Annotated in this window: 18 protein-coding genes; 1 reads left to right on the top strand and 17 read right to left on the bottom strand. The window is 62.4% G+C overall.

Translation table 11 applies throughout. From position 1 onward, the window contains the following. Nucleotides 1–4: 4 nt before the first annotated feature. The 6 genes from V6B08_RS14230 to V6B08_RS14255 are packed head-to-tail and all read right to left on the bottom strand — an operon-like array spanning nucleotide 5 to nucleotide 5,666. Nucleotides 5–928 carry a branched-chain amino acid transaminase gene (locus tag V6B08_RS14230; protein WP_341981996.1) on the bottom strand — a complete coding sequence of 308 codons (924 nt, stop codon included), beginning with the start codon at nucleotides 926–928 and terminating at the stop codon, nucleotides 5–7. A 22-nt stretch (nucleotides 929–950) separates the two neighbouring features. Next, nucleotides 951–1,349, bottom strand: coding sequence for a Zn-ribbon domain-containing OB-fold protein (locus tag V6B08_RS14235; RefSeq protein ID WP_341981998.1), 399 nt, complete (start codon nucleotides 1,347–1,349; stop codon nucleotides 951–953). Continuing rightward, entirely contained in the window at nucleotides 1,346–2,476 is a 1,131-nt protein-coding gene (locus tag V6B08_RS14240; protein ID WP_341982000.1) for a thiolase family protein, read from the bottom strand. Before V6B08_RS14240 ends, V6B08_RS14235 begins: the two co-directional genes overlap by 4 nt. Beyond that, entirely contained in the window at nucleotides 2,476–3,690 is a 1,215-nt protein-coding gene (locus V6B08_RS14245) for a CaiB/BaiF CoA transferase family protein (protein WP_341982002.1), read from the bottom strand. Before V6B08_RS14245 ends, V6B08_RS14240 begins: the two co-directional genes overlap by 1 nt. Before the next feature lie 4 nt (nucleotides 3,691–3,694). After that, on the bottom strand, nucleotides 3,695–4,468 hold the full coding sequence (locus V6B08_RS14250; RefSeq protein WP_341982004.1) for an enoyl-CoA hydratase/isomerase family protein: 774 nt from the start codon (nucleotides 4,466–4,468) through the stop codon (nucleotides 3,695–3,697). Nucleotides 4,469–4,481: 13 nt separating this feature from the next. Next, nucleotides 4,482–5,666, bottom strand: a complete 1,185-nt coding sequence (locus V6B08_RS14255; protein ID WP_341982006.1) for an acyl-CoA dehydrogenase family protein — start codon at nucleotides 5,664–5,666, stop codon at nucleotides 4,482–4,484. A 381-nt stretch (nucleotides 5,667–6,047) separates the two neighbouring features. On the opposite strand from V6B08_RS14255, the gene V6B08_RS14260 reads away from it, so the two are divergent. Continuing rightward, on the top strand, nucleotides 6,048–6,812 hold the full coding sequence (locus V6B08_RS14260) for an IclR family transcriptional regulator (RefSeq protein ID WP_341982008.1): 765 nt from the start codon (nucleotides 6,048–6,050) through the stop codon (nucleotides 6,810–6,812). Between the two features lie 4 nt (nucleotides 6,813–6,816). Here V6B08_RS14260 and V6B08_RS14265 read toward each other — a convergent pair whose 3' ends face one another. From V6B08_RS14265 to V6B08_RS14315, 11 genes are all read right to left on the bottom strand, one after another. Further along, entirely contained in the window at nucleotides 6,817–8,250 is a 1,434-nt protein-coding gene (locus V6B08_RS14265; RefSeq protein ID WP_341982010.1) for an NAD-dependent succinate-semialdehyde dehydrogenase, read from the bottom strand. Nucleotides 8,251–8,293: 43 nt separating this feature from the next. Continuing rightward, complete coding sequence (locus V6B08_RS14270; protein WP_341982012.1) at nucleotides 8,294–9,043, bottom strand: SDR family oxidoreductase; 750 nt, start codon at nucleotides 9,041–9,043, stop codon at nucleotides 8,294–8,296. 31 nt (nucleotides 9,044–9,074) lie between these two features. Continuing rightward, a complete protein-coding gene (locus tag V6B08_RS14275; RefSeq protein ID WP_341982014.1) occupies nucleotides 9,075–10,136 on the bottom strand; it encodes an amino acid ABC transporter permease in 1,062 nt (353 codons plus the stop codon). A 4-nt stretch (nucleotides 10,137–10,140) separates the two neighbouring features. Beyond that, entirely contained in the window at nucleotides 10,141–11,331 is a 1,191-nt protein-coding gene (locus V6B08_RS14280) for an ABC transporter permease subunit (RefSeq protein WP_341982017.1), read from the bottom strand. Between the two features lie 46 nt (nucleotides 11,332–11,377). Continuing rightward, nucleotides 11,378–12,406, bottom strand: a complete 1,029-nt coding sequence (locus V6B08_RS14285; RefSeq protein WP_341982019.1) for an amino acid ABC transporter substrate-binding protein — start codon at nucleotides 12,404–12,406, stop codon at nucleotides 11,378–11,380. A 203-nt stretch (nucleotides 12,407–12,609) separates the two neighbouring features. Next, the gene (locus V6B08_RS14290; protein ID WP_341982023.1) at nucleotides 12,610–14,283 is read right to left on the bottom strand and encodes a thiamine pyrophosphate-dependent enzyme; all 1,674 of its coding nucleotides are present in this window, start codon (nucleotides 14,281–14,283) and stop codon (nucleotides 12,610–12,612) included. 40 nt (nucleotides 14,284–14,323) lie between these two features. After that, nucleotides 14,324–15,037 (bottom strand): amino acid ABC transporter ATP-binding protein, encoded by a 714-nt coding sequence (locus tag V6B08_RS14295; RefSeq protein WP_341983489.1) that lies wholly within the window; start codon nucleotides 15,035–15,037, stop codon nucleotides 14,324–14,326. A gap of 69 nt (nucleotides 15,038–15,106) precedes the next feature. Next, nucleotides 15,107–15,454 carry a RidA family protein gene (locus V6B08_RS14300; protein WP_341982025.1) on the bottom strand — a complete coding sequence of 116 codons (348 nt, stop codon included), beginning with the start codon at nucleotides 15,452–15,454 and terminating at the stop codon, nucleotides 15,107–15,109. Between the two features lie 13 nt (nucleotides 15,455–15,467). Then, nucleotides 15,468–16,262 (bottom strand): SDR family NAD(P)-dependent oxidoreductase, encoded by a 795-nt coding sequence (locus V6B08_RS14305; protein WP_341982027.1) that lies wholly within the window; start codon nucleotides 16,260–16,262, stop codon nucleotides 15,468–15,470. A 228-nt stretch (nucleotides 16,263–16,490) separates the two neighbouring features. Beyond that, a complete protein-coding gene (locus tag V6B08_RS14310) occupies nucleotides 16,491–17,105 on the bottom strand; it encodes a hypothetical protein (protein ID WP_341982029.1) in 615 nt (204 codons plus the stop codon). Nucleotides 17,106–17,126: 21 nt separating this feature from the next. Beyond that, nucleotides 17,127–17,885 carry a SapC family protein gene (locus tag V6B08_RS14315; RefSeq protein ID WP_341982032.1) on the bottom strand — a complete coding sequence of 253 codons (759 nt, stop codon included), beginning with the start codon at nucleotides 17,883–17,885 and terminating at the stop codon, nucleotides 17,127–17,129. Nucleotides 17,886–17,888: the final 3 nt, after the last annotated feature.

A 17,888-nucleotide genomic window follows, 5' to 3' on the forward strand; every position in this document is an offset into this window, starting at 1 on the left:
ATGCTCAGCGCTGATGCACCGGGGTGAGCCAATGGCGCTTGGAGGCGATCACGCCGGTGGTGGCATCGAAATAGGCCTGCTGCAATTGCGTGGTGATCGGGCCGGGGCTGCCGCTGCCGACCTGGATACCATCCACATTCACCACCGGCACGACTTCCGCCGCCGAGCCGACCAGGAACAGTTCCTGCGCGGCATAAAGCTCGGTCTTGTCCATGGTGCGCTCCACCACCGGAATGCCGAGATCGCGCGCCAGTTCCATCACGCTGTCACGCGTGATGCTTTCCAGGATGCCGCTGGTCAGGTCCGGCGTCACCAGCTTGTTATGCCGTACCATGAAGATGCAGGAACCTGGACCTTCGGCGACATGGCCACTCTGATTCATCAGGATGGCTTCGTCATAGCCATCCTGCTTGGCCTGGAACCGCGCCAGACGGCTGTTCACGTAGTTGCCGCCGCATTTGATGCGCGGCGGCATGGCCAGGTCGGAAAGCCGCAGCCAGGCACTGACCTGGCAGCGGATCCCCTTGGACACATTCTTGTTGCGCGCCTTTTCCAGCGCCGAGATGGAATAGCTCACCGGGCCACGCACATCCTGCTCGCCCATGCCATCCAGATAGGCGATGGTGCGGATATGCACTGCCTCCTCTGCCTTGTTGGCACGCAGCAATTCCAGGGTCTTGGCGTTGATCTCATCCGGCGTGAAGGGCGCATCGAAGCGCAGCAGCTTCATCGACTGGAACAGGCGCTCGGTATGCTCCTGCAGCCGGAACACATACATCTGCCGTTCCTCGGCATTCCAGTAGCCACGCAGGCCCTCGAATACCGACAGGCCATACTTCACCGCCGGCGACATGACATGGGTCACGACTTCGCCATAGGGCGTCAGCTTGCCATTATGGACCATGAATTCGGGCAGTACTTTCGACATCATCGCCTCTCGACCAATAAATCTAAACCAGCTTGAACCGCGCGAGCGCGAGATCGCCCTCGTGCTCGATCTGCAGCGCCACCGACGCATGCAGGCTCAATTTCCTGCCCGCATCACCATTCACGATATTGCTGAGCAGCCGGGGGCCTTCATCCAGCTCCACCAGCGTCACGTCGTATGGCACGCGGTCCTTGAAAGCATCGTTGTAGGAGACATGGTAGACCACCCAGCTCACTATCCTGCCGCGACCAGAGGATTCCACCCATTCCGCCTCGCGCTTGAGACAGTTCGGGCAGGCATCGCGCGCCGGCAGCCAGCGGTTGCCGCAGGCGCGGCATTGCTGGAACAGCAGCTTGCCCTGCTTCAGGCCATCCCAGTAGGGCGCGCTCAACGGCATGATATCGGGCTGCGGAAAGCTCATGCCGCGGCCCCCAGGATCAGGGTGGCATGGGTATGCATCGTGCCGCCCTGGTTGCTGATCAGGCAGTGACGCGCGCCGGTGATTTGCGATACGGCGCTGCCGCGCATCTGGCGCACGCCCTCGATCACCAATTGCAGGCCGGGCGTACCGGTTTCCGACAGCAGGCCGCCGCTGGTGTTCAGCGGCAGATCGCCATCCAGTGCCAGGCCGCCGGCACCGGCGAAAGCCGCCGCCTGACCCGGTGCGAAGAAGCCGTAATCCTCCAACGTCAGCAGCGGCGTGACGGTGAAACAATCATAGAGCTGCGCCACATCGATATCCTTGCGCGCGATACCGGCCATGCGGAAAGCCTTTTCGGCGGAGACACTGGCCTGCGTGCTGGTAAGCGAGGGACGCAAATGCACATCCCAGGATTCCTGGCCCTGGCCGAAGCCCAGGATCGGCACCGCCTTGTCGATACCGAGCGACTTCGCACGCTGCCGCGAGGTGACGATGACGGCGGCGGCGCCATCCGAGAGCAGGCAACAATCATCGCGGCGCAGCGGCTCGACCACGAAGGGAGAAGCCATGTATTCATCCAAGGTGATGGCCTGGCGCAGATGCGCCTGCGGATTGCGCGCGCCATTGGCGCGGCAGGCCACGGCTACAGCGCCGAAATGCTCATCCGGGATCCTGAATTCCTGGCGGTAACGCTGATGCACCATGGCATAGCCCGCCGCCGTGGAATACCAGCCATAGACCGCATCGTCGCCGCGTGGGCGCTGATAGACGCTGCGGCTGCCTGTGCGCGGCGTGTCGCCATAGCAGATGATCGCCACCTGCATCAGCCCGGCTTCTATGGCCATGGCGGCATAGCTGATCAGGCCAATATTCGCAGCGCCCCCCTGATCCAGCGAGGCGCCGACATGCGGCTTGAGACCCAGGGCCTCGGCCACCTTCTGGCCATAGAGGAAAGACGGCTCGGCATTGGCCATTTTGACCAGCACGCCATCCACCACATCCTTCTCGATACCTGCATCGGCCAGGGCATTGGCGCAGGCTTCGACGATCAGCGACACGCGGTCACGGCCGGGATGCTTGCCATAGGCCGTGTTGCCGATCCCGGCGATGACACTTTGTCCCGGCATCAGATCACACTCTCCGCTTGCAACGCACTGAGGCCGGCGGCATTGATGCCAAGCTGGCCATAGATCGCGGCGTTATCCTCGGCATAGGCCGGGCTCGGTCGATATTCCGGCTGCTCTATGCCGAGATAATTCAACGGGCTGCGGTTGACGGTGATCGGCCCATAGGTGGGATGATCGATTTCCAGCAGCATGCCACGCGCATGCATATGCGGATCGGCGATCACTTCATGCAGGCTGCGCACCGGCGAGGACGGCACGCGGAATTTCACCAGCCGCTCAAACAGCGCATCGCGCTGGAAGCCGGAGGTCCAGGCCGCCACCATGGCATCAACCTCGTCCATATGCGCCACGCGCTGGCGCATGCCGGCATATTGCTCGGCGTACTTCAGCTCTGGCCGCTCCATGGCATCCAGCAGGGCATGCCAGTGCTTGTCACTGTTGCAGATGATGGCGATATAGCTGTCGGCAGTGGGATAGACGTTATAGGGGCAGAGCGACAAGCCGCCATGGCGGTTGCCGGTGCGGAGCGGAATGTCGTCGCGCTCGCCATAGGTCATGCCGATGCTGGAAGCCAGCGTCGGATAAACGGTTTCCAGCATCGCCACGTCGATCTGCACGCCGCGCCCGGTGCGCTCACGGCGCAGCAGTGCCGTGACCATGGCTCCGTAAAGATGCACGCCGCCGAGGAAATCGCAGAGCGCAGCACCGGAACGCACCGGCGGGTTCTCCGGGAAACCAGTGGTGCTCATCACGCCGGACATGCCCTGCACGGTCAGATCCATTGCCGGGTAGTCCCGGTAAGGACCGGAGACGCCGTAGCCGCTGCCGCTGGCAAAAATCAGCGTCGGGTTCTGTGCCCGCAAAACCTCATAGCCGAGCCCCAAGCGATCCATCACGCCGGGTGCGTAATTCTCCACCACCACATCGGCAGTGCGCACCAGCTCCAGGAACAGTTCCTTGCCGCGCGCTGCCTTCAGGTTCAGCGACACCGATTTCTTGTTGGCGTTCAGCATGGCGAAAGGCACGCCGGCACCGCTGCGGGCATCGCGGCGGCGCAGGAATTCGCCACCCGGCGGCTCCACCTTGATCACCTCGGCCCCTGCCATCGCCATCAGGAAGGTGGCATAGGGACCATTGTAGATCTGCGTCAGGTCCAGCACCCGGATGCCGGCGAGCGGTAGATCACTTTCTATTTCGGCGGCCTGCGCACTCATGGCATCAGCGGCCCGTGAATTTCGGCTTGCGCTTCTCGGCGAAGGCAGCCTTGGCGATCTTGGTATCTTCCGAATGATGCAGGATGCGGTTGGTCAACTGCTCCATGCGCAGGCCGGTGGCGATATCCATATGGCGCGAGCGGATCGCCAGTTCCTTCGCCGCCTGCAGGGCCAGCGGCGCATTGGCGGCGATGCGGTCGGCATATTCCTTGGCGACATCGGGCAGTTCGGCCAGCGTCACCACCTTGTTGATCAGGCCCCAGCGGAGTGCGGTCTGGGCGTCGATGCTGTCGCCGGTAAGCAGCATTTCCATGGCAATGGCATAGGGCAGTTGCTGCATGATGCGCTGCGTGCCGCCATTGGCGGCAATGATGCCACGCTTCACTTCCGCCAGGCTGAAGATGGCATTCTCGGAGGCGACGCGGATATCGGTGGCGAGCAGTAGGGTCATGCCGCCGCCAACGCAGACACCGTTCACCGCCGCAATCACCGGCTTCCAGATTTCCAGGCCCCGGTTGAGCAACTGGCCCTTCTGGGTCAGCCACAATTCCGCCAGCTCGGCCTCGCGGCCGACCCAGGATTTCAGGTCGGCACCGGCACAGAAAGCCTTGTCGCCGGCCCCGGTGATCACCGCCACATTGATCGCCGGATCGTCGCGCACCTGCATCCAGCAGCGCGATAGGCCATCATAATGCTCGGCATCCAGCGCGTTGCGCCGTTCCGGCCGATTGATGGTGATGGTGGCAACGCCATCCTCGACAACGAAATCGATCGACATGCCTTAACCCTCCTCAGGCGGCACCAGACAGCAGCGCGCGCGCCACCACCATGCGCTGCACTTCCGACGGCCCCTCGCCGATGCGCTTGATGCGCAATTCGCGATACCAGCGTTCCAGCGGCAATTCCTTGGCGATGCCGAGCGCACCAAACATCTGTACGCAGCGGTCCACCACGCGCCAGGCGGTTTCGGTGGCCGTCACCTTGGCGATGGACGCTTCCAGCTTGATGTCGTGGCCAAGATCGGCCTGCCAGGCGGCCTGATAGACCAGCAGGCGGGCGGCGCGCAGCTCCATCTCGGAATCGGCAATCATCCACTGGATCGACTGGCGGTCGGCCAGCTTGGTGCGAAAGGTGGAACGCTGCTTGACCCAGGCTATGGCGAGTTCCAGGGCTTCCTGGGCAACGCCGATGACGCCGGCGGCATAGGGCACGCGGGCATGCACCAGCCATTTCTGACAGACGGCGAAACCCTCGCCTTCCTCGCCGAGGCGGTTCTCCACCGGAATCTCGACATCGTTGAAGTGAACCTCGAAGGGTTCGTAGGAGCGGATCACCGGGATCGGCTTGACGCTGATGCCGGGCACATGGCGGTCGACGATGAAGCAGGAAATGCCGCCACGGTCGCCGGCCTCGCCGGTGCGGGCGAAGACCAAGCCCCATTCCGCCTTGTCGGCGGCGGTGATCCACAGCTTGGTGCCGTTCAGCACATACTTGTCACCCTTGCGCACGGCACGGGTGGAAATCGAGCGCGCCGGGTCGGAACCGCCTGAGGCTTCCGAAATCGCCACAAAGCTTTTCTTGCCGGCCTTGATGCCGGCGACGCCGTAGCGTTCGATCTGCTGCGCATTGCCAAGCCAGATCACGCTGGGTGGATCGATGCCGAAAGCACCACAGGCTGGCACATAGGCGCCCATCTTGCAGCGCGCGGCTTCCTCGGCCACCAGCACCTGCGCCAGCAGCCCAAGGCCGCCGCCGCCATATTCAGAGGGCGACGCCAGGCACCACAGGCCAAGCGCCTGCGCCTTGGCCTGCAACATGCTGAGGTCGGCGGCCGGCAGGGCGTGGCAATCATGCGGCTGGCGGTCTTCGATGGGACGCACTTCCTCACGCATGAAGCGCCGGACCGTATCGCGCAGCATCACCAGTTCATCCGGCAACTGCCAACTACCCAACGGCAAACCCAACCCATCGGCCATGCGTGCAACTCCCAACGATTTTATGTCGTCCCGGCCAGCCCAGCGGGCCGCCGGTCATTTATGAACAAACATGCTCACCTAGTGAGATTACGTTTTATATAAAGAACCATCATATCGCAATATGATTTTCTGATTTTTCTGCCGACCTTTTTACCAACTCCCCACAAGATACGGTTAAGTCAATGATATAAAAAAGAGTTTCATTAGTAAACGCTGCTTGCAGGGCCACTGACACCTAGTCATTCGAGCATGAGCCGGCTAGTTTCGCGAAATTATAACGCGGAATCGTATCGAATTATGAACCAAACATTTGACTCGGACACAAAATTGACCTAGCAAGCCTGGGTAAGCCTGCATCACACCAGATCGACGAGTCGCCGAATGAGCACCACGCTGCGTAAAAGCCTGAGAATTCTTGAAGTGCTGGCCACTTCGGAAGCGCCGCGCGGCATTTCCGAGCTGTCGCGCGAGATCAAGATGAACAAGAGCGCGGTGCAGCGCATATTCCAGACCCTGGCCGATGAGGGCTATATCGAGAAGGCACCCGGCACCAGCCGCTACAAGTCGACGCTGCGGCTGTGGGAGCTGGGCGCCAGCGTCATTGCCCAGAATGAAACGCGCCGCCTGATCCGGCCGATCCTGCGCTATGCCGCCAAGGTCTCCAGCCTCACCTGCTATTTCGCCTGGGCGGATTTCCCGGACATCATCTATCTCGACAAGGTGGAAGGCGAGAAAGGCCGGCCGAATTCCTCCGATCCGGGCCAGCGGTCGCCGATGTATGCCGCTGCCTCGGGCCGCGCCATCCTGGCCTTCCTCGAAGAAGAGAAGATCGCCAAGGCATTGAGCCTGATCGAGACGCGCAGCGATGCCGGCGACTATGCCAACCTCGCCGCCGAATGCGCCATGATCCGCGAGCGGCATTATGCCACCTCGGAACGCGGCTCCACCTCGCGCATCAGCAGCGTGGCCGCGCCCGTCTGGGGTGCGGGGCCGCTGCCGGTCGGCTCCATCGTGCTGACCAGCGATGCCGCCACTCTGCCGCGTGAGGATTTCGACCGCGTCGGCCTGCTCGCGGTGTCGATCGCTGAACAGGCCAGCCGCGTGCTGGGCGGCGGCTTCCCCGCTTCCGCCTCCGAGGCGCCCTAACGTCTCAGCTTGCCGCCAGCGTGACGAATTTGGCGTTGAGATAGGCTTCCATCGCCTCGATGCCGCCTTCCGAGCCGTAGCCGGAATCCTTCACGCCGCCAAACGGCGCTTCCGGCAGGGCCAGGCCATGATGGTTCACCGACACCATGCCGCTTTCAAAGCCGGCGGAGAGCGTGGCGATGGTGTTGCTGGAGCGGGTATAGGCATAGGCCGCCAGACCATAGGGCAGCCGGTTGGCTTCAACCAGCGCCGCATCGAGATCACGAAACGGCAGGATCGGCACCACGGGACCGAACGGCTCCTCGTTCATGATGCGGGCATCCAGCGGCACTTCGGTCATCACCGTCGGCTCGAAGAAGTTGCCCTTGTTGCCGATGCGCTTGCCGCCGGCCTGGATCTTGGCGCCCTTGGACACCGCATCGCTGACGAACATTTCCATCGCCTGCACACGGCGGTCATTGGCCAACGGACCCATCTGGGTATCCTTGTCCATGCCATCGCCAACCTTGAGGCCTTTGGCGACCTGCACGAAGCCAGCGACGAAACGCTCATAGGCGCTCTCATGCACCAGAAAGCGCGTTGGCGAGGTGCAGACCTGGCCGGCATTGCGGAATTTCGCCGCCGAGAGCAAGGCCACGGCGCGGTCGATATCGGCATCCTCGCAGACGATGGCGGGCGAATGGCCGCCTAGTTCCATGGTGATGCGCTTCATATGCGCGCCGGCCAGCATCGAGAGGTGCTTGCCCACCGGGGTCGAGCCCGTAAACGTGATCTTGCGGATCACCGGATGCGGAATGAGGTATTCTGATATTTCCGACGGCACGCCGTAGACGAGCTGCACCACGCCTTCCGGCACGCCGGCATCCAGGTAGGCCTGCACCAAAGCGGCGCAGGCGGCCGGCGTTTCCTCAGGGCCCTTGAGGATGATCGAGCAGCCGGCAGCAAGGGCGGCCGAGACCTTGCGCACAGCTTGGTTGATCGGAAAATTCCACGGCGTGAAGGCGGCAACCGGACCCACCGGTTCCTTGATGACAAGCTGCTGCACACTCTCAACCCGCGCCGGGATGACACGGCCATAAGTGCGGCGGGCTTCCTCGGCGAACCAATCGACAATATCGCCGGCGGCATTGGCCTCCATGCGCGCCTCGGCCAGCGGCTTGCCCTGCTCCAGCGTCATGTTCTGCGCGATGGCTTCGGCACGGGCGCGCAGCAGGTCGGCTGCCTTGCGCAGGATCTTGTAGCGGTCGAAGCCGCTGACCTTCTTCCACACCCGGAAGCCAGCCTCGGCGGCGGCAAGCGCACGGTCAAGATCGGCCTTCTCGGCCTTTGCCACCGTGCCTATGGCCTCGCCGGTGGCCGGGTTCAGAATTTGAATCGTTGCGCCGGCGGCACCGCCGACCCACTGGCCTGCGATCTGCAACTGGATATTCGTGTACATGCTGCCGCTCCTGCCCGATCTATGTTAGCGCACACTCTTCCGTTTAACGCACACCGCGCGCCGAACCGCCATCCACCAGGATGCTCTGGCCGGTGACGCCGCCGGCGGCATCGGAAATCAGGAAAGCCACGGTCTCGGCAATCTCAGTGAGCTTCACCGCGCGGCCCAGCGGCAACGCCTGCAAGGCAGCTTCCGGTACGGGCCAATTCTCCACCAGGCCCGGCAGCAGGCAGTTCATGCGGATACCGGCGCGGCCATAGCGGTCGGCATAGAGCTTGGCGAAGGCATGCAGGCCGAGGCGCAGTACGCTGGTCGGATACGTCGCCTTCGGCTCCACCGCGATCTTGGAGGACACCGCCACAATGGCACCGCCGCCCTGGCGCATCATGATCGGCGTCACCAGGCGGGCCAGACGGATCACGTTCATCACATACATGTCGAGCGCCGCATACCAGTCTGCGTCGTCGATATCGAGCAGATGGCCGGGCGCGTCCGGGCCATAAGATGGGCCGACCTTCACATCAGTGAGGCCGGGGCCATGGCCGGTATTGGCCACCACGGCATCGATGCGGCCGGTCTTTTCCATCGCCAGGTCGACCAGGGCCGCAAGATCCGCCGTATCCGTCACGGAGCCACGCCTGGCGAAGCCACCAAGCTCGGCAGCTAGGGTCTCGCAATCCTGGGAGGTAGACATCAGCACCACGCGCCAGCCCTTGGAGGCCAGCATGCGGCTGCAGGCGCCGCCGATGCCGCGGCTGGCGGCGGTGATGATGACGGTCTTCTGCTCTGACATGGCGAACTCTCCCTTGGACGTGAATTCAATGCTAGTGCGCGGCGTAGCCGACGCGCATCTTCCGCTCCAGATAGGCGCCATAGCGCGAGAGCGTGAAGGACAGCGTGAAATAGATCAGCGACACGAAGATGTAGACCTCGATGTAGTATTCCTGCCACTTGCCGGTCTGGAACGCGGCATTGCCGGAGGCGGTCAACTCGAACATGCCGACGATGATCAGCACCGAGGTTTCCTTGAGCGTAATCACCATGTGGTTGATGGTGGCGGGCAAGGCGGTGCGCAAAGCCTGCGGCAGCACGATGAGAAACCGACAATGCCAGTAGCCCAAACCGAGTGCTGCGGCGGCATCATACTGGCCGGGCGACACCGCCTGCATGCCGCCGGTGACGATCATGGCGTAGTAGCAGGCGAAGAACACCGAGAAGCCAGCAATGACGCGATAGAGCGTATCGGGATTGAGCCAGCCCGGCAGGATGAACGGCGCGAACAAGGCGGCGCAGAACACCACGGTGAGAATCGGGATCGAGCGCACGAAATCGATCAGCAGGGTGATGACATGGCGGATCGCCGACAGATCGGATTGCCGCGCCAGGGCGAACAGGATGCCGAGCGGCACGCCGATGATCACGGTGGCGAGATAGACATAGAGCGTCAGCGCCAAGCCGCCCCATTTGTCGGTGGTGACGGGCGCCAGGCCGAGCAGGCCGCCGCGCATCAGCAGGATGAATACCACCGCACCGCTGAGCCAGATCAGCGCCAGACGCCGGGCCGTCCAGGAAAACGGCATGCAACTCAGCGCCACCACGCCGAGCGCCACGGCACAGGCCAAGGCCGAACGCCAGTGTTCCTCATAGGGATAGAGGCCAAACAGGATCAGGCGGTAGCGCGCCTTGATCACCGCCCAGCAGGCGCCGCTGACAGTGCCGCAATCGCCTTCCCGCAGCTCGGTCCACATGCTGTTGATGAAAGCCCAGCGCGCCACGTAGATCAGCGCCAGCACGATCAGGGCGGAAAACAGCACAGTGAGCAGCGTATTGCCCGGCGTGCCGAAAAGTTGCTTGCGCCAGGAAGGCAGGGCGGCGGGATTCTTCATACTGTCACCGCACCGGCTTGGGCTGGCCGCGCAGCAGCGCGCCGAACCGGCTGAACAAGGAGGGTTTGGCCTGCGTCGAGCGGTTACCCTTCAGCGCAAAACGCTGGTTGAGATACTGCACCCCTTGAGCGATGACATAATTGATCGCCAGGTAGCCGGCCATCATCAGCACCAGCAGTTCGATGGTCTGGCCGGCATGGTTGATGCTGGTGGAAATCACCGAGAAGAGATCGGCATAGCCGATGGCGGCGCCAAGCGACGTCACCTTCATGGTGATGAGATACTGGTTACCGAGCGGTGGCAGCGCGCTGCGCATTGCCAACGGCAGACGGATATTCCAGTGGATGCTGGATTCCTTGAGGCCGAGCGCACGGCCGGCCTCGATCTGGCCCTTGTCCACCGCCAGCAGGCCGCCGCGCACGATCTCGGCGATATAGGCACTGGCATAGATGGTGATGGCCATGTAGAGCGCCAGGAATTCCACCGGCATGCGATGACCGCCGCGAAAGCCGAAGCCCTGCAGGGCCGGAAATTGCAGCGACAGCGGATTGCCCTGCCACAGGCCATAGGCGAGCAAAGCCACCGGGATCGCCAGCAGCACCTGCGGCATACGGCGCTTCAGTGCCACCACGATGGCAGCCAAGGAGAGCAGCAGCAGCCCGAGCAGGTAATAGCCCTGCCCCGGCTCGATCTGCAGGGACGGAAAGTAGAAGCCGCGATTGCTGACGAAGAAACTGTTGAGAATAGAGAAAGCCTGCCGCTCGGCGGGTGCATGCTTGCAGACCTCGTACCAGAAATAGATCTGCATGATCACCGGTACGTTGCGGAGCAGATCCACATAGGCCGTGGTGACGGTGCGCACCATGAGATTGTCGGAAAGCCGGAGCAGGCCGATGCCGCAGCCGATCACTGTGGCGGTAATGATGCAGAGCAGGCCCAGCACCAGGGTATTCGCCACCCCCATCAGGATGGTCCACCAATAGGGATCGGTCAGACCCTGATCCAGCATGGAAACGGAGAGTTTCCAGCCGGTGGCCCGCCAGAGGAAGTCCCAACCATAGGCCATCCCCTGGCGCACTAGGTTCGCGTAAACATTGGCGAGCGAACTCGCCACCACAACCAACACGGCGCCGAGGAACAAACCCTGCAGCAGATAGCGCCGAAGCTGCCGATTAAACCAAAGGCTGCGCACCATAATCCAGATCGAACCACCTGCACTTACAGTGCGCATCCTTCAAGCCTCAGTCGAAAACCGGCGCGTACAATACGCCGCCATCTTTCCACAGCTTGGTCAAGCCCCGGGTGAGCTTGTAGGGCGACTGGCTGCCCAGATTGCGCTCGAAGATTTCGTTGTAGTTGCCGATATGCTTGATCACGTCATAGGCCCAGGTGTCGCGCAGACCGATGCCCTTGCCCAAGCCCGGCAGCTTGCCCAGCAGGCGGGCGACGCGCGGATCGGTGTCGTCCTTCATCTTCTCGATATTGGCGCTGGTGATTCCCAGTTCTTCGGCTTCGATCAGCGCCGCGATCACCCAGTTGACCAGGATCAGAAACTTCTCGTCGCCCTGGCGCACCACGGCCGAAACCGGCTCGTTGGTCAGCACTTCCGGCAGCACCACATGTGGCGTCGCATCATTGGCGCGACGGGCACCGAACACCGCCAGGGTCGGGCCCCAGCCCGCGATGGTGTCGCAGCGGCCGGCGATATAAGCGGCGCGGGCATCCTCGGTCTTCTCGAAAGGCAGCATCTTGAACTGCAGGCCCTTCGAGGTCAGGTAGTCGGCGGTCAGACGCTCGGTGGTGGTGCCGGCAGGCACACAGATGGTAGCGCCGTTGAGCTGCGTCGCGGTGGTGACGTTGGCGCTCTTCTTGATCATGAACTGGGTGCCGCCGAAGAAGTACGGCAGCGTGAACTGGAAGCCGAGCGAGGAATTGCGCTGCAGCGTCCAGCTCGTGTGGTTCACCACGATATCGACATTGCCCGACTGCAGGGCCGGGAAGCGCTGCGGCCAGCTCAGCGGCACGAAATTGGCCTTGTCCGGCGAGCCGAGGATGGCGGTGGCGACGGCGCGGCACATATCGGAATCGAAGCCGTGCCAGCGGCCCTTGTCATCGAGTTCGAAGAAGCCCGGCGAGCCGCCGGAGATGGTGCTGCACTGGAGCGCACCGCGCTGCTTGATGGCATCGAGCGTCGCGCCCTGGGCCATGGCTTGCTGGGAGGCGGTGCCGAAGAGCAGCAACCCGCAAATCAAAGCGATATTGAATTTCATACCGTACCCCCTCCGTTGCTTGTGTTTGCTGGCAGCTTGAGTGCCTGCTTACCTAATATAGTAATAAATATAATGGGTCAATATAGAATATTTTATATCATATTTCGATACGAACTATAGAAACGGCATAAATAGAAAGCGGCACACCACCGCTGGAGTGGCATGCCGCATCAATTCAATCGACCAGAATGAAGGATGCGGGGTCAGGGCCGCGAACGGCCGAAGCGCAACACATTCCACGGGCTTGGCATCGGGCCGACCGGCACGTCGATGATGGTCGGCAGGCCCGATTTCAGGCCCTGGCGCAGCGCAGCGCGTAACTCTTCCGGCGTCTTGGCGCGCAGGCCAAGGGCGCCGAAGCTTTCCGCCAGCTTGACGAAATCCGGGTTGTTCAGATTGGTGGCGATGCGGCGGTTGCCGAAATCCTCGGTCTGAGTGCGCAGCACATTGCCGAAGGCCCCATCATTCATCAGCACCACCACCACCGGGATGCGGTGCTGCACGGCGGTGGCGATTTCCTGCACATTGAACATGAAGCCGCCATCGCCGCTGACCGCCACCACCGCCTTATCCGGCATCGCCGCCTTCACGCCCATGGCAGTGGCAAGGCCCCAGCCTAGCGTGCCCTGGTAGCCCGGCGTGATGAAGGTGCGCGGCTTGTAGATCGGGAAATGCAGCCGGCTGACATAGCCGAGCTGGGTCAGTTCATCGACAAAGATACCATCTTCCGGCAATTCGGCGCGAATCGCATCGAGGAACGCCATCTGCGGCTGGCAACGCGCCCAATCGGCATCGGACAGCGCCCGCACCTGCTGCACCTCATCGGCACGCGAAGCACGTTTGGCCGCGATCTTGCCGAGTTCGCTGGCCAATGCCTGCAACGCCAGCCGCGCGTCGCCGACAATGCCGACAGTCGCAGCCCGCACGCGGTTCAGTTCATCGGCATCTGCATCGATGCGCACGATCTTGATCTTGTCGTCCAGGCCCCATTGCAGTTGCTGCAATTGCAGCCGCGTGCCGACGGCCAGCACTACATCGGCATTGCCCCAGAAACGATGCCCGATGGCGCTGTTGACGCTGAGCGGGTGGCGGCTGTCCAGCGCACCACGGCCGGTGCGGTGGCTCGAAACCGGCGCCTGCAGGATTTCCGCGACTTCGCGCAGAGACTCACCGGCATCCAGCGCACCGCCACCGACAATAATCAGCGGCCGTTCGGCGCCAGCAAGCAGCTTCGCCGCCGCCTTCACGGCATCGAGGTCGATCGGCGCCGTAAGCGCCTCGCCGGCCGGCAGCAATTCCACAGGCGCGCGGCGCGGCCAGACATCAAGCGGGCATTCCAATGCCACCGGGCGCGGCCGGCCGCTCTGCATCTGGGCAAAGGCTTCGTTAACCTTGGCCGGGCCTTCATGCGGCGCATGGATGCGGTCGGCCCATTTGGTCAATGAACGCAGCAGGCCAAGTTGATCGGGGATTTCATGCAGTAGACCAAGGCCACGGCCGATGGCATTGCTGCTGATCTGCCCTGTCAATGCCAGCACCGGCGCATTCAGCGCATAGGCGGTGCAGATCGCCGCCGTTGCATTCAGGATGCCGGGGCCTGGTACCACGGTGAAAACCTGTGGCTTGCCGGTGGCGAGTGCGGCACCCAGCGCCATATAGGCGGCGCCCTGCTCATGGCGGGTATGGATGAAACGCAGCCGGTCGGTGGCGCCGGCAAAGGCATCGAACAGATAATCGTTCTGCACGCCCGGCAGGGCATAGATCGTGTCGATGCCGTTGCGGATGATCTGTTCCACCACCGCTTCAGCGGTTGTCATCGCCTGCGGCGCGCCAGGTGTCATCGCCTGCGGATGTGTGGCTTTTGTCTTGCTGGTCACGTCTTGCTCCCTGGGCGCCGCGCCTGGTGCGGCAGGATAATCAGATAACTTGGGCGAGGAAACTGCGGGTGCGCTCATGGCGCGGATTGGAGAAGAAGTCCTCCGGCGCCGCCTCTTCCACGATGCGGCCCGCATCCATGAACACGACGCGGTTGGCCACTTGGCGCGCGAAACCCATCTCATGGGTGACGCAGAGCATGGTCATGCCGTCTTCCGCCATCTCGATCATGGTATCGAGCACTTCCTTCACCATCTCCGGATCAAGCGCGGAGGTCGGTTCGTCGAACAGCATTACGCTGGGATTCATCGCCAGCGCGCGGGCGATGGCGACGCGCTGCTGCTGGCCGCCGGAAAGCTGGCCGGGATATTTGCCGGCCTGCTCCGGAATCCGCACCCGCTCGAGATAGCGCATCGCCAGATCGGCGGCCTCGCGCCGCGTCATGCCGCGCACCTTGATCGGCGCCAGCATGCAATTCTCCAGCACGCTGAGATGCGGGAACAGGTTGAAGCTCTGGAACACCATGCCGACATCGCGGCGGATTTCATCGACGTTGCGGCTATCCTGGTTCAGTTCGATACCACCGACGGCAATACGCCCCTTCTGATGCTCTTCCAGCCGGTTGATGCAGCGGATCAGCGTCGACTTACCAGAGCCGGACGGCCCGCAGATGACGATGCGTTCGCCGCGCTGTACCTGCAGGTCCACATCATGCAGCACCTGATAATCGCCATACCATTTGCACACCTCGGCCATTTCCACGGCCAAGGGTGCCGCCCCGCTCCCCCCCTGCTGCACTACTGCCTGCTGCATCATCTGCACGGCTTAGCGCAGCGCGATCACGGCGATTTCCACCTTCGCCGTGGCCGAAACCAGTTTTGCTTCCACGGTGGCACGGGCCGGCGTGTGGCCCTGCGGCACCCAGGCATCCCAGGCGCGGTTCATCTCGGGAAATTCCGCGATATCCGCCAGCCACACCGTGGCACTGAGGATCTTGGTCTTGTCGCTGCCTGCGGCGGCCAGCGAAGCATCCAGTTGCGCCAGGATTTCCACGGTCTGACCGTAGGCATCCTTGGTCTTGTCGGTAGCCACTTCGCCGCAGGTGAAAACCAGGCTGTCGGTGTGGGTGGCCTTGCTCATGCGCGGCCCGGCGCCGATACGAGTGATGGTCATAGCGGCCTCCGCTTCAGCTCTTGGCGCCCGGCAGCGCATCCACCGGCACGGTATAATTCAGCGGCATGCGGCCGCCATCGATGTAGAGCACCTGGCCGGTGACATAGGAGGCATCGTCGCTGGCGAGGAAGGAAACCACGCTCGCCACTTCCTCAGGCTCGCCACAGCGGCCCATCGGCGTGCGCGACAGGATGCGGCGATAGGATTCCTCGTTCGAGAGCACGCCATTGCGCGTCAAGTCGGTGAGAATGGTGCCGGGACCGACGGCATTCACGCGCACATTCTGCTTCGCCAACGCCACCGCGAAGATGCGACTCATCTGGTTGATGCCGGCCTTGGAAATGCCGTAGGGCACATTGGTCGGGATGGTGAGGATGGCCTGCATCGACGACATGTTGACGATGGAGCCGCCGCCCTGCGCTGCCATGATGCGGGCGGCTTCCTGGGTGCCGTAGAAGGTGCCGTTGAGGTTCACGCCCAGCACGTGGCTGTATTCCTCATCGGTGAGGTCCAGCACCGACTTCGACACCGTGATGCCGGCATTATTGACCATGATGTCGAGCCGGCCACCCTTGGCCACGGCAGCGGCAACCACGGCGGCAACATCGGCGCGCTTCGATACATCGCAGGCCATGCCGAAAGCGGTCTTGCCTTCCGGGTCCAGCTTCGCCGCCGCTTCCATCACCTTGTCGGCCTTGAGATCGGCCAGCCACACCGTGGCGCCTTCCTGATGCAGCCGTTCGGCGCAGGCAAAACCGATACCCTGCGCGGCACCGGTGACGATGGCTATCTTATTGGCGTGCTTCATTCCTGCTGTCTCCCCAATGGTGCCGACAATGGCCAGCGCCCGAATATGACCAGGGATTCAGATACATGTTTGGATATTAAAGGTCAATATAAGATTTAATGTATTAAAATACGATACGAATACGCACAGGCTTCCAGGGCCCACATTCCCTGCCCCACCGCTGCCTAAAACCTAACTTTTTGAGTGGGATCGCGCCGCCGAACTGGCCACGCTACCGACGGAGCCGGCTCAGAACGAGCCTGGCTTGATGCGGAAGATATCCGGGTTCTTCGGATTCTCGGTGTAGGTAAGCACCACGACCGGAAGATCCTGCTTGCCCTTGTCGTCGGTGCGACCGATGGAATAGCGCAGCAACGTCATGCGGCCCTTCTCATCCAGGCCACGGAAGCCGACCTGGGTGCCGTCCTGCAGCGTGCCTTCCAGCATCACGCTGTCCTTCACATAGCCCTGCTGCGTGAAATAAGCCTGCAAAGCCGCCGCGATGTTGCGCAGGCGGGTATTTTCCTGGTCGTTGGCCTGTTTGCCGATCCAGGCGATGCTCACCTGCATCAGCTTCTGGCTGGTAAAGCCAAAGGTGTAGGACACCCGCCCCGGCCCGGTGCCCGGCACCAGATCATCGGCATTCAGCGACAATACCTTGGTCTTTTCGAGCTGGTTGGTTTCCACCGTGATGGCGGCAGCGGCCTTGCCAAAATCGGCGGTCGCGGCCTTGCGCACCGCCGCCTCGTCCATGCCGAACTTGGCGCTGCGGAAGCCTTCAACGCTGGCTTTGTCCTGGGCTTGCGCCGGCAATATACCGAGACCCGCAATCAGAACGAAAACCGAGAAGATGTGCTTGAGCATGACGATACCTCGCAAGCCGGCTTAGACGGCCTTCGGCACGGAGCGATCCACCAGAGCGCCCCAATTGCCTACGGAAATGAAATGGCAATAAACTAGGTGCAGCCAGCCGCGCTGGCGCCACTGCAGGAAGGTTTCATCCGGCAGGGCATTGAAGCGGGCTTCGTCGATCACCTGGAAGCCCGAGAGGCTGAGGCGTTCGCCATCCGCCAGGGTGACATCGGCGCGGTTATCGACCAGCAGATTGGCTTCATGCAGCGCGGTGGTGAATTCCGCCGTGAAACGGAAATGCGCCTGGTACTCGCGGCAGAAATCCAGCGCCGCACGAGTGAATTCGGTCGGCTCGCCATTCTCGAACAGGCGGTTGCCAATGCCAGTACCAACACCCGGGGCCGCCAGGTCTATGCACAGCGTGTATTCCGTACGCTCGTCATTTTCCAGAAAGATGAACGGATAGCGCCGCACATAGGCCGGAATGTAGCTGCCTTCGCTCCAGCGACCGTTGGCATCGACGAATAGGTTCTCGCCCGAGCGCAAGCCGAGCAAGGCGACCATCTGCGGCGCCGCCCCCTCGCTGAACAGGATCGGATAGAATTTACAGGCCAGCGGCAATTCGCTCGCCACCAGCGGCAACGAATTGGTGATACTGGCAAAACGGTAATCGCCAGTACCTGCCATGGTCAGCTCGGCATCACGGTCGGCAATAAGCGGGCTCGGCTGCTTATAGAAAAGCGGCAGCGCCGCCGCGGGGGCGGCACTGTCGGTGGCTGCTGGGGTGTTCAACGC

It is taken from the genome of Ferrovibrio sp. MS7 (assembly GCF_038404985.1).
In the GTDB taxonomy this organism is placed as follows: domain Bacteria; phylum Pseudomonadota; class Alphaproteobacteria; order Ferrovibrionales; family Ferrovibrionaceae; genus Ferrovibrio; species Ferrovibrio plantarum.

What these genes read in the sequence shown, in the direction of transcription:
- V6B08_RS14260 (WP_341982008.1), top strand. Translation starts at nt 6,048, where the DNA reads ATGAGCACCACGCTGCGTAAAAGCCTGAGAATTCTTGAAGTGCTGGCC.
- V6B08_RS14255 (WP_341982006.1), bottom strand. Translation starts at nt 5,666, where the DNA reads ATGGCCGATGGGTTGGGTTTGCCGTTGGGTAGTTGGCAGTTGCCGGAT.
- V6B08_RS14245 (WP_341982002.1), bottom strand. Translation starts at nt 3,690, where the DNA reads ATGAGTGCGCAGGCCGCCGAAATAGAAAGTGATCTACCGCTCGCCGGC.
- V6B08_RS14265 (WP_341982010.1), bottom strand. Translation starts at nt 8,250, where the DNA reads ATGTACACGAATATCCAGTTGCAGATCGCAGGCCAGTGGGTCGGCGGT.
- V6B08_RS14300 (WP_341982025.1), bottom strand. Translation starts at nt 15,454, where the DNA reads ATGACCATCACTCGTATCGGCGCCGGGCCGCGCATGAGCAAGGCCACC.
- V6B08_RS14235 (WP_341981998.1), bottom strand. Translation starts at nt 1,349, where the DNA reads ATGAGCTTTCCGCAGCCCGATATCATGCCGTTGAGCGCGCCCTACTGG.
- V6B08_RS14275 (WP_341982014.1), bottom strand. Translation starts at nt 10,136, where the DNA reads ATGAAGAATCCCGCCGCCCTGCCTTCCTGGCGCAAGCAACTTTTCGGC.
- V6B08_RS14230 (WP_341981996.1), bottom strand. Translation starts at nt 928, where the DNA reads ATGTCGAAAGTACTGCCCGAATTCATGGTCCATAATGGCAAGCTGACG.
- V6B08_RS14295 (WP_341983489.1), bottom strand. Translation starts at nt 15,037, where the DNA reads ATGGCCGAGGTGTGCAAATGGTATGGCGATTATCAGGTGCTGCATGAT.
- V6B08_RS14270 (WP_341982012.1), bottom strand. Translation starts at nt 9,043, where the DNA reads ATGTCAGAGCAGAAGACCGTCATCATCACCGCCGCCAGCCGCGGCATC.
- V6B08_RS14285 (WP_341982019.1), bottom strand. Translation starts at nt 12,406, where the DNA reads ATGAAATTCAATATCGCTTTGATTTGCGGGTTGCTGCTCTTCGGCACC.
- V6B08_RS14310 (WP_341982029.1), bottom strand. Translation starts at nt 17,105, where the DNA reads ATGCTCAAGCACATCTTCTCGGTTTTCGTTCTGATTGCGGGTCTCGGT.
- V6B08_RS14240 (WP_341982000.1), bottom strand. Translation starts at nt 2,476, where the DNA reads ATGCCGGGACAAAGTGTCATCGCCGGGATCGGCAACACGGCCTATGGC.
- V6B08_RS14305 (WP_341982027.1), bottom strand. Translation starts at nt 16,262, where the DNA reads ATGAAGCACGCCAATAAGATAGCCATCGTCACCGGTGCCGCGCAGGGT.
- V6B08_RS14280 (WP_341982017.1), bottom strand. Translation starts at nt 11,331, where the DNA reads ATGGTGCGCAGCCTTTGGTTTAATCGGCAGCTTCGGCGCTATCTGCTG.
- V6B08_RS14250 (WP_341982004.1), bottom strand. Translation starts at nt 4,468, where the DNA reads ATGTCGATCGATTTCGTTGTCGAGGATGGCGTTGCCACCATCACCATC.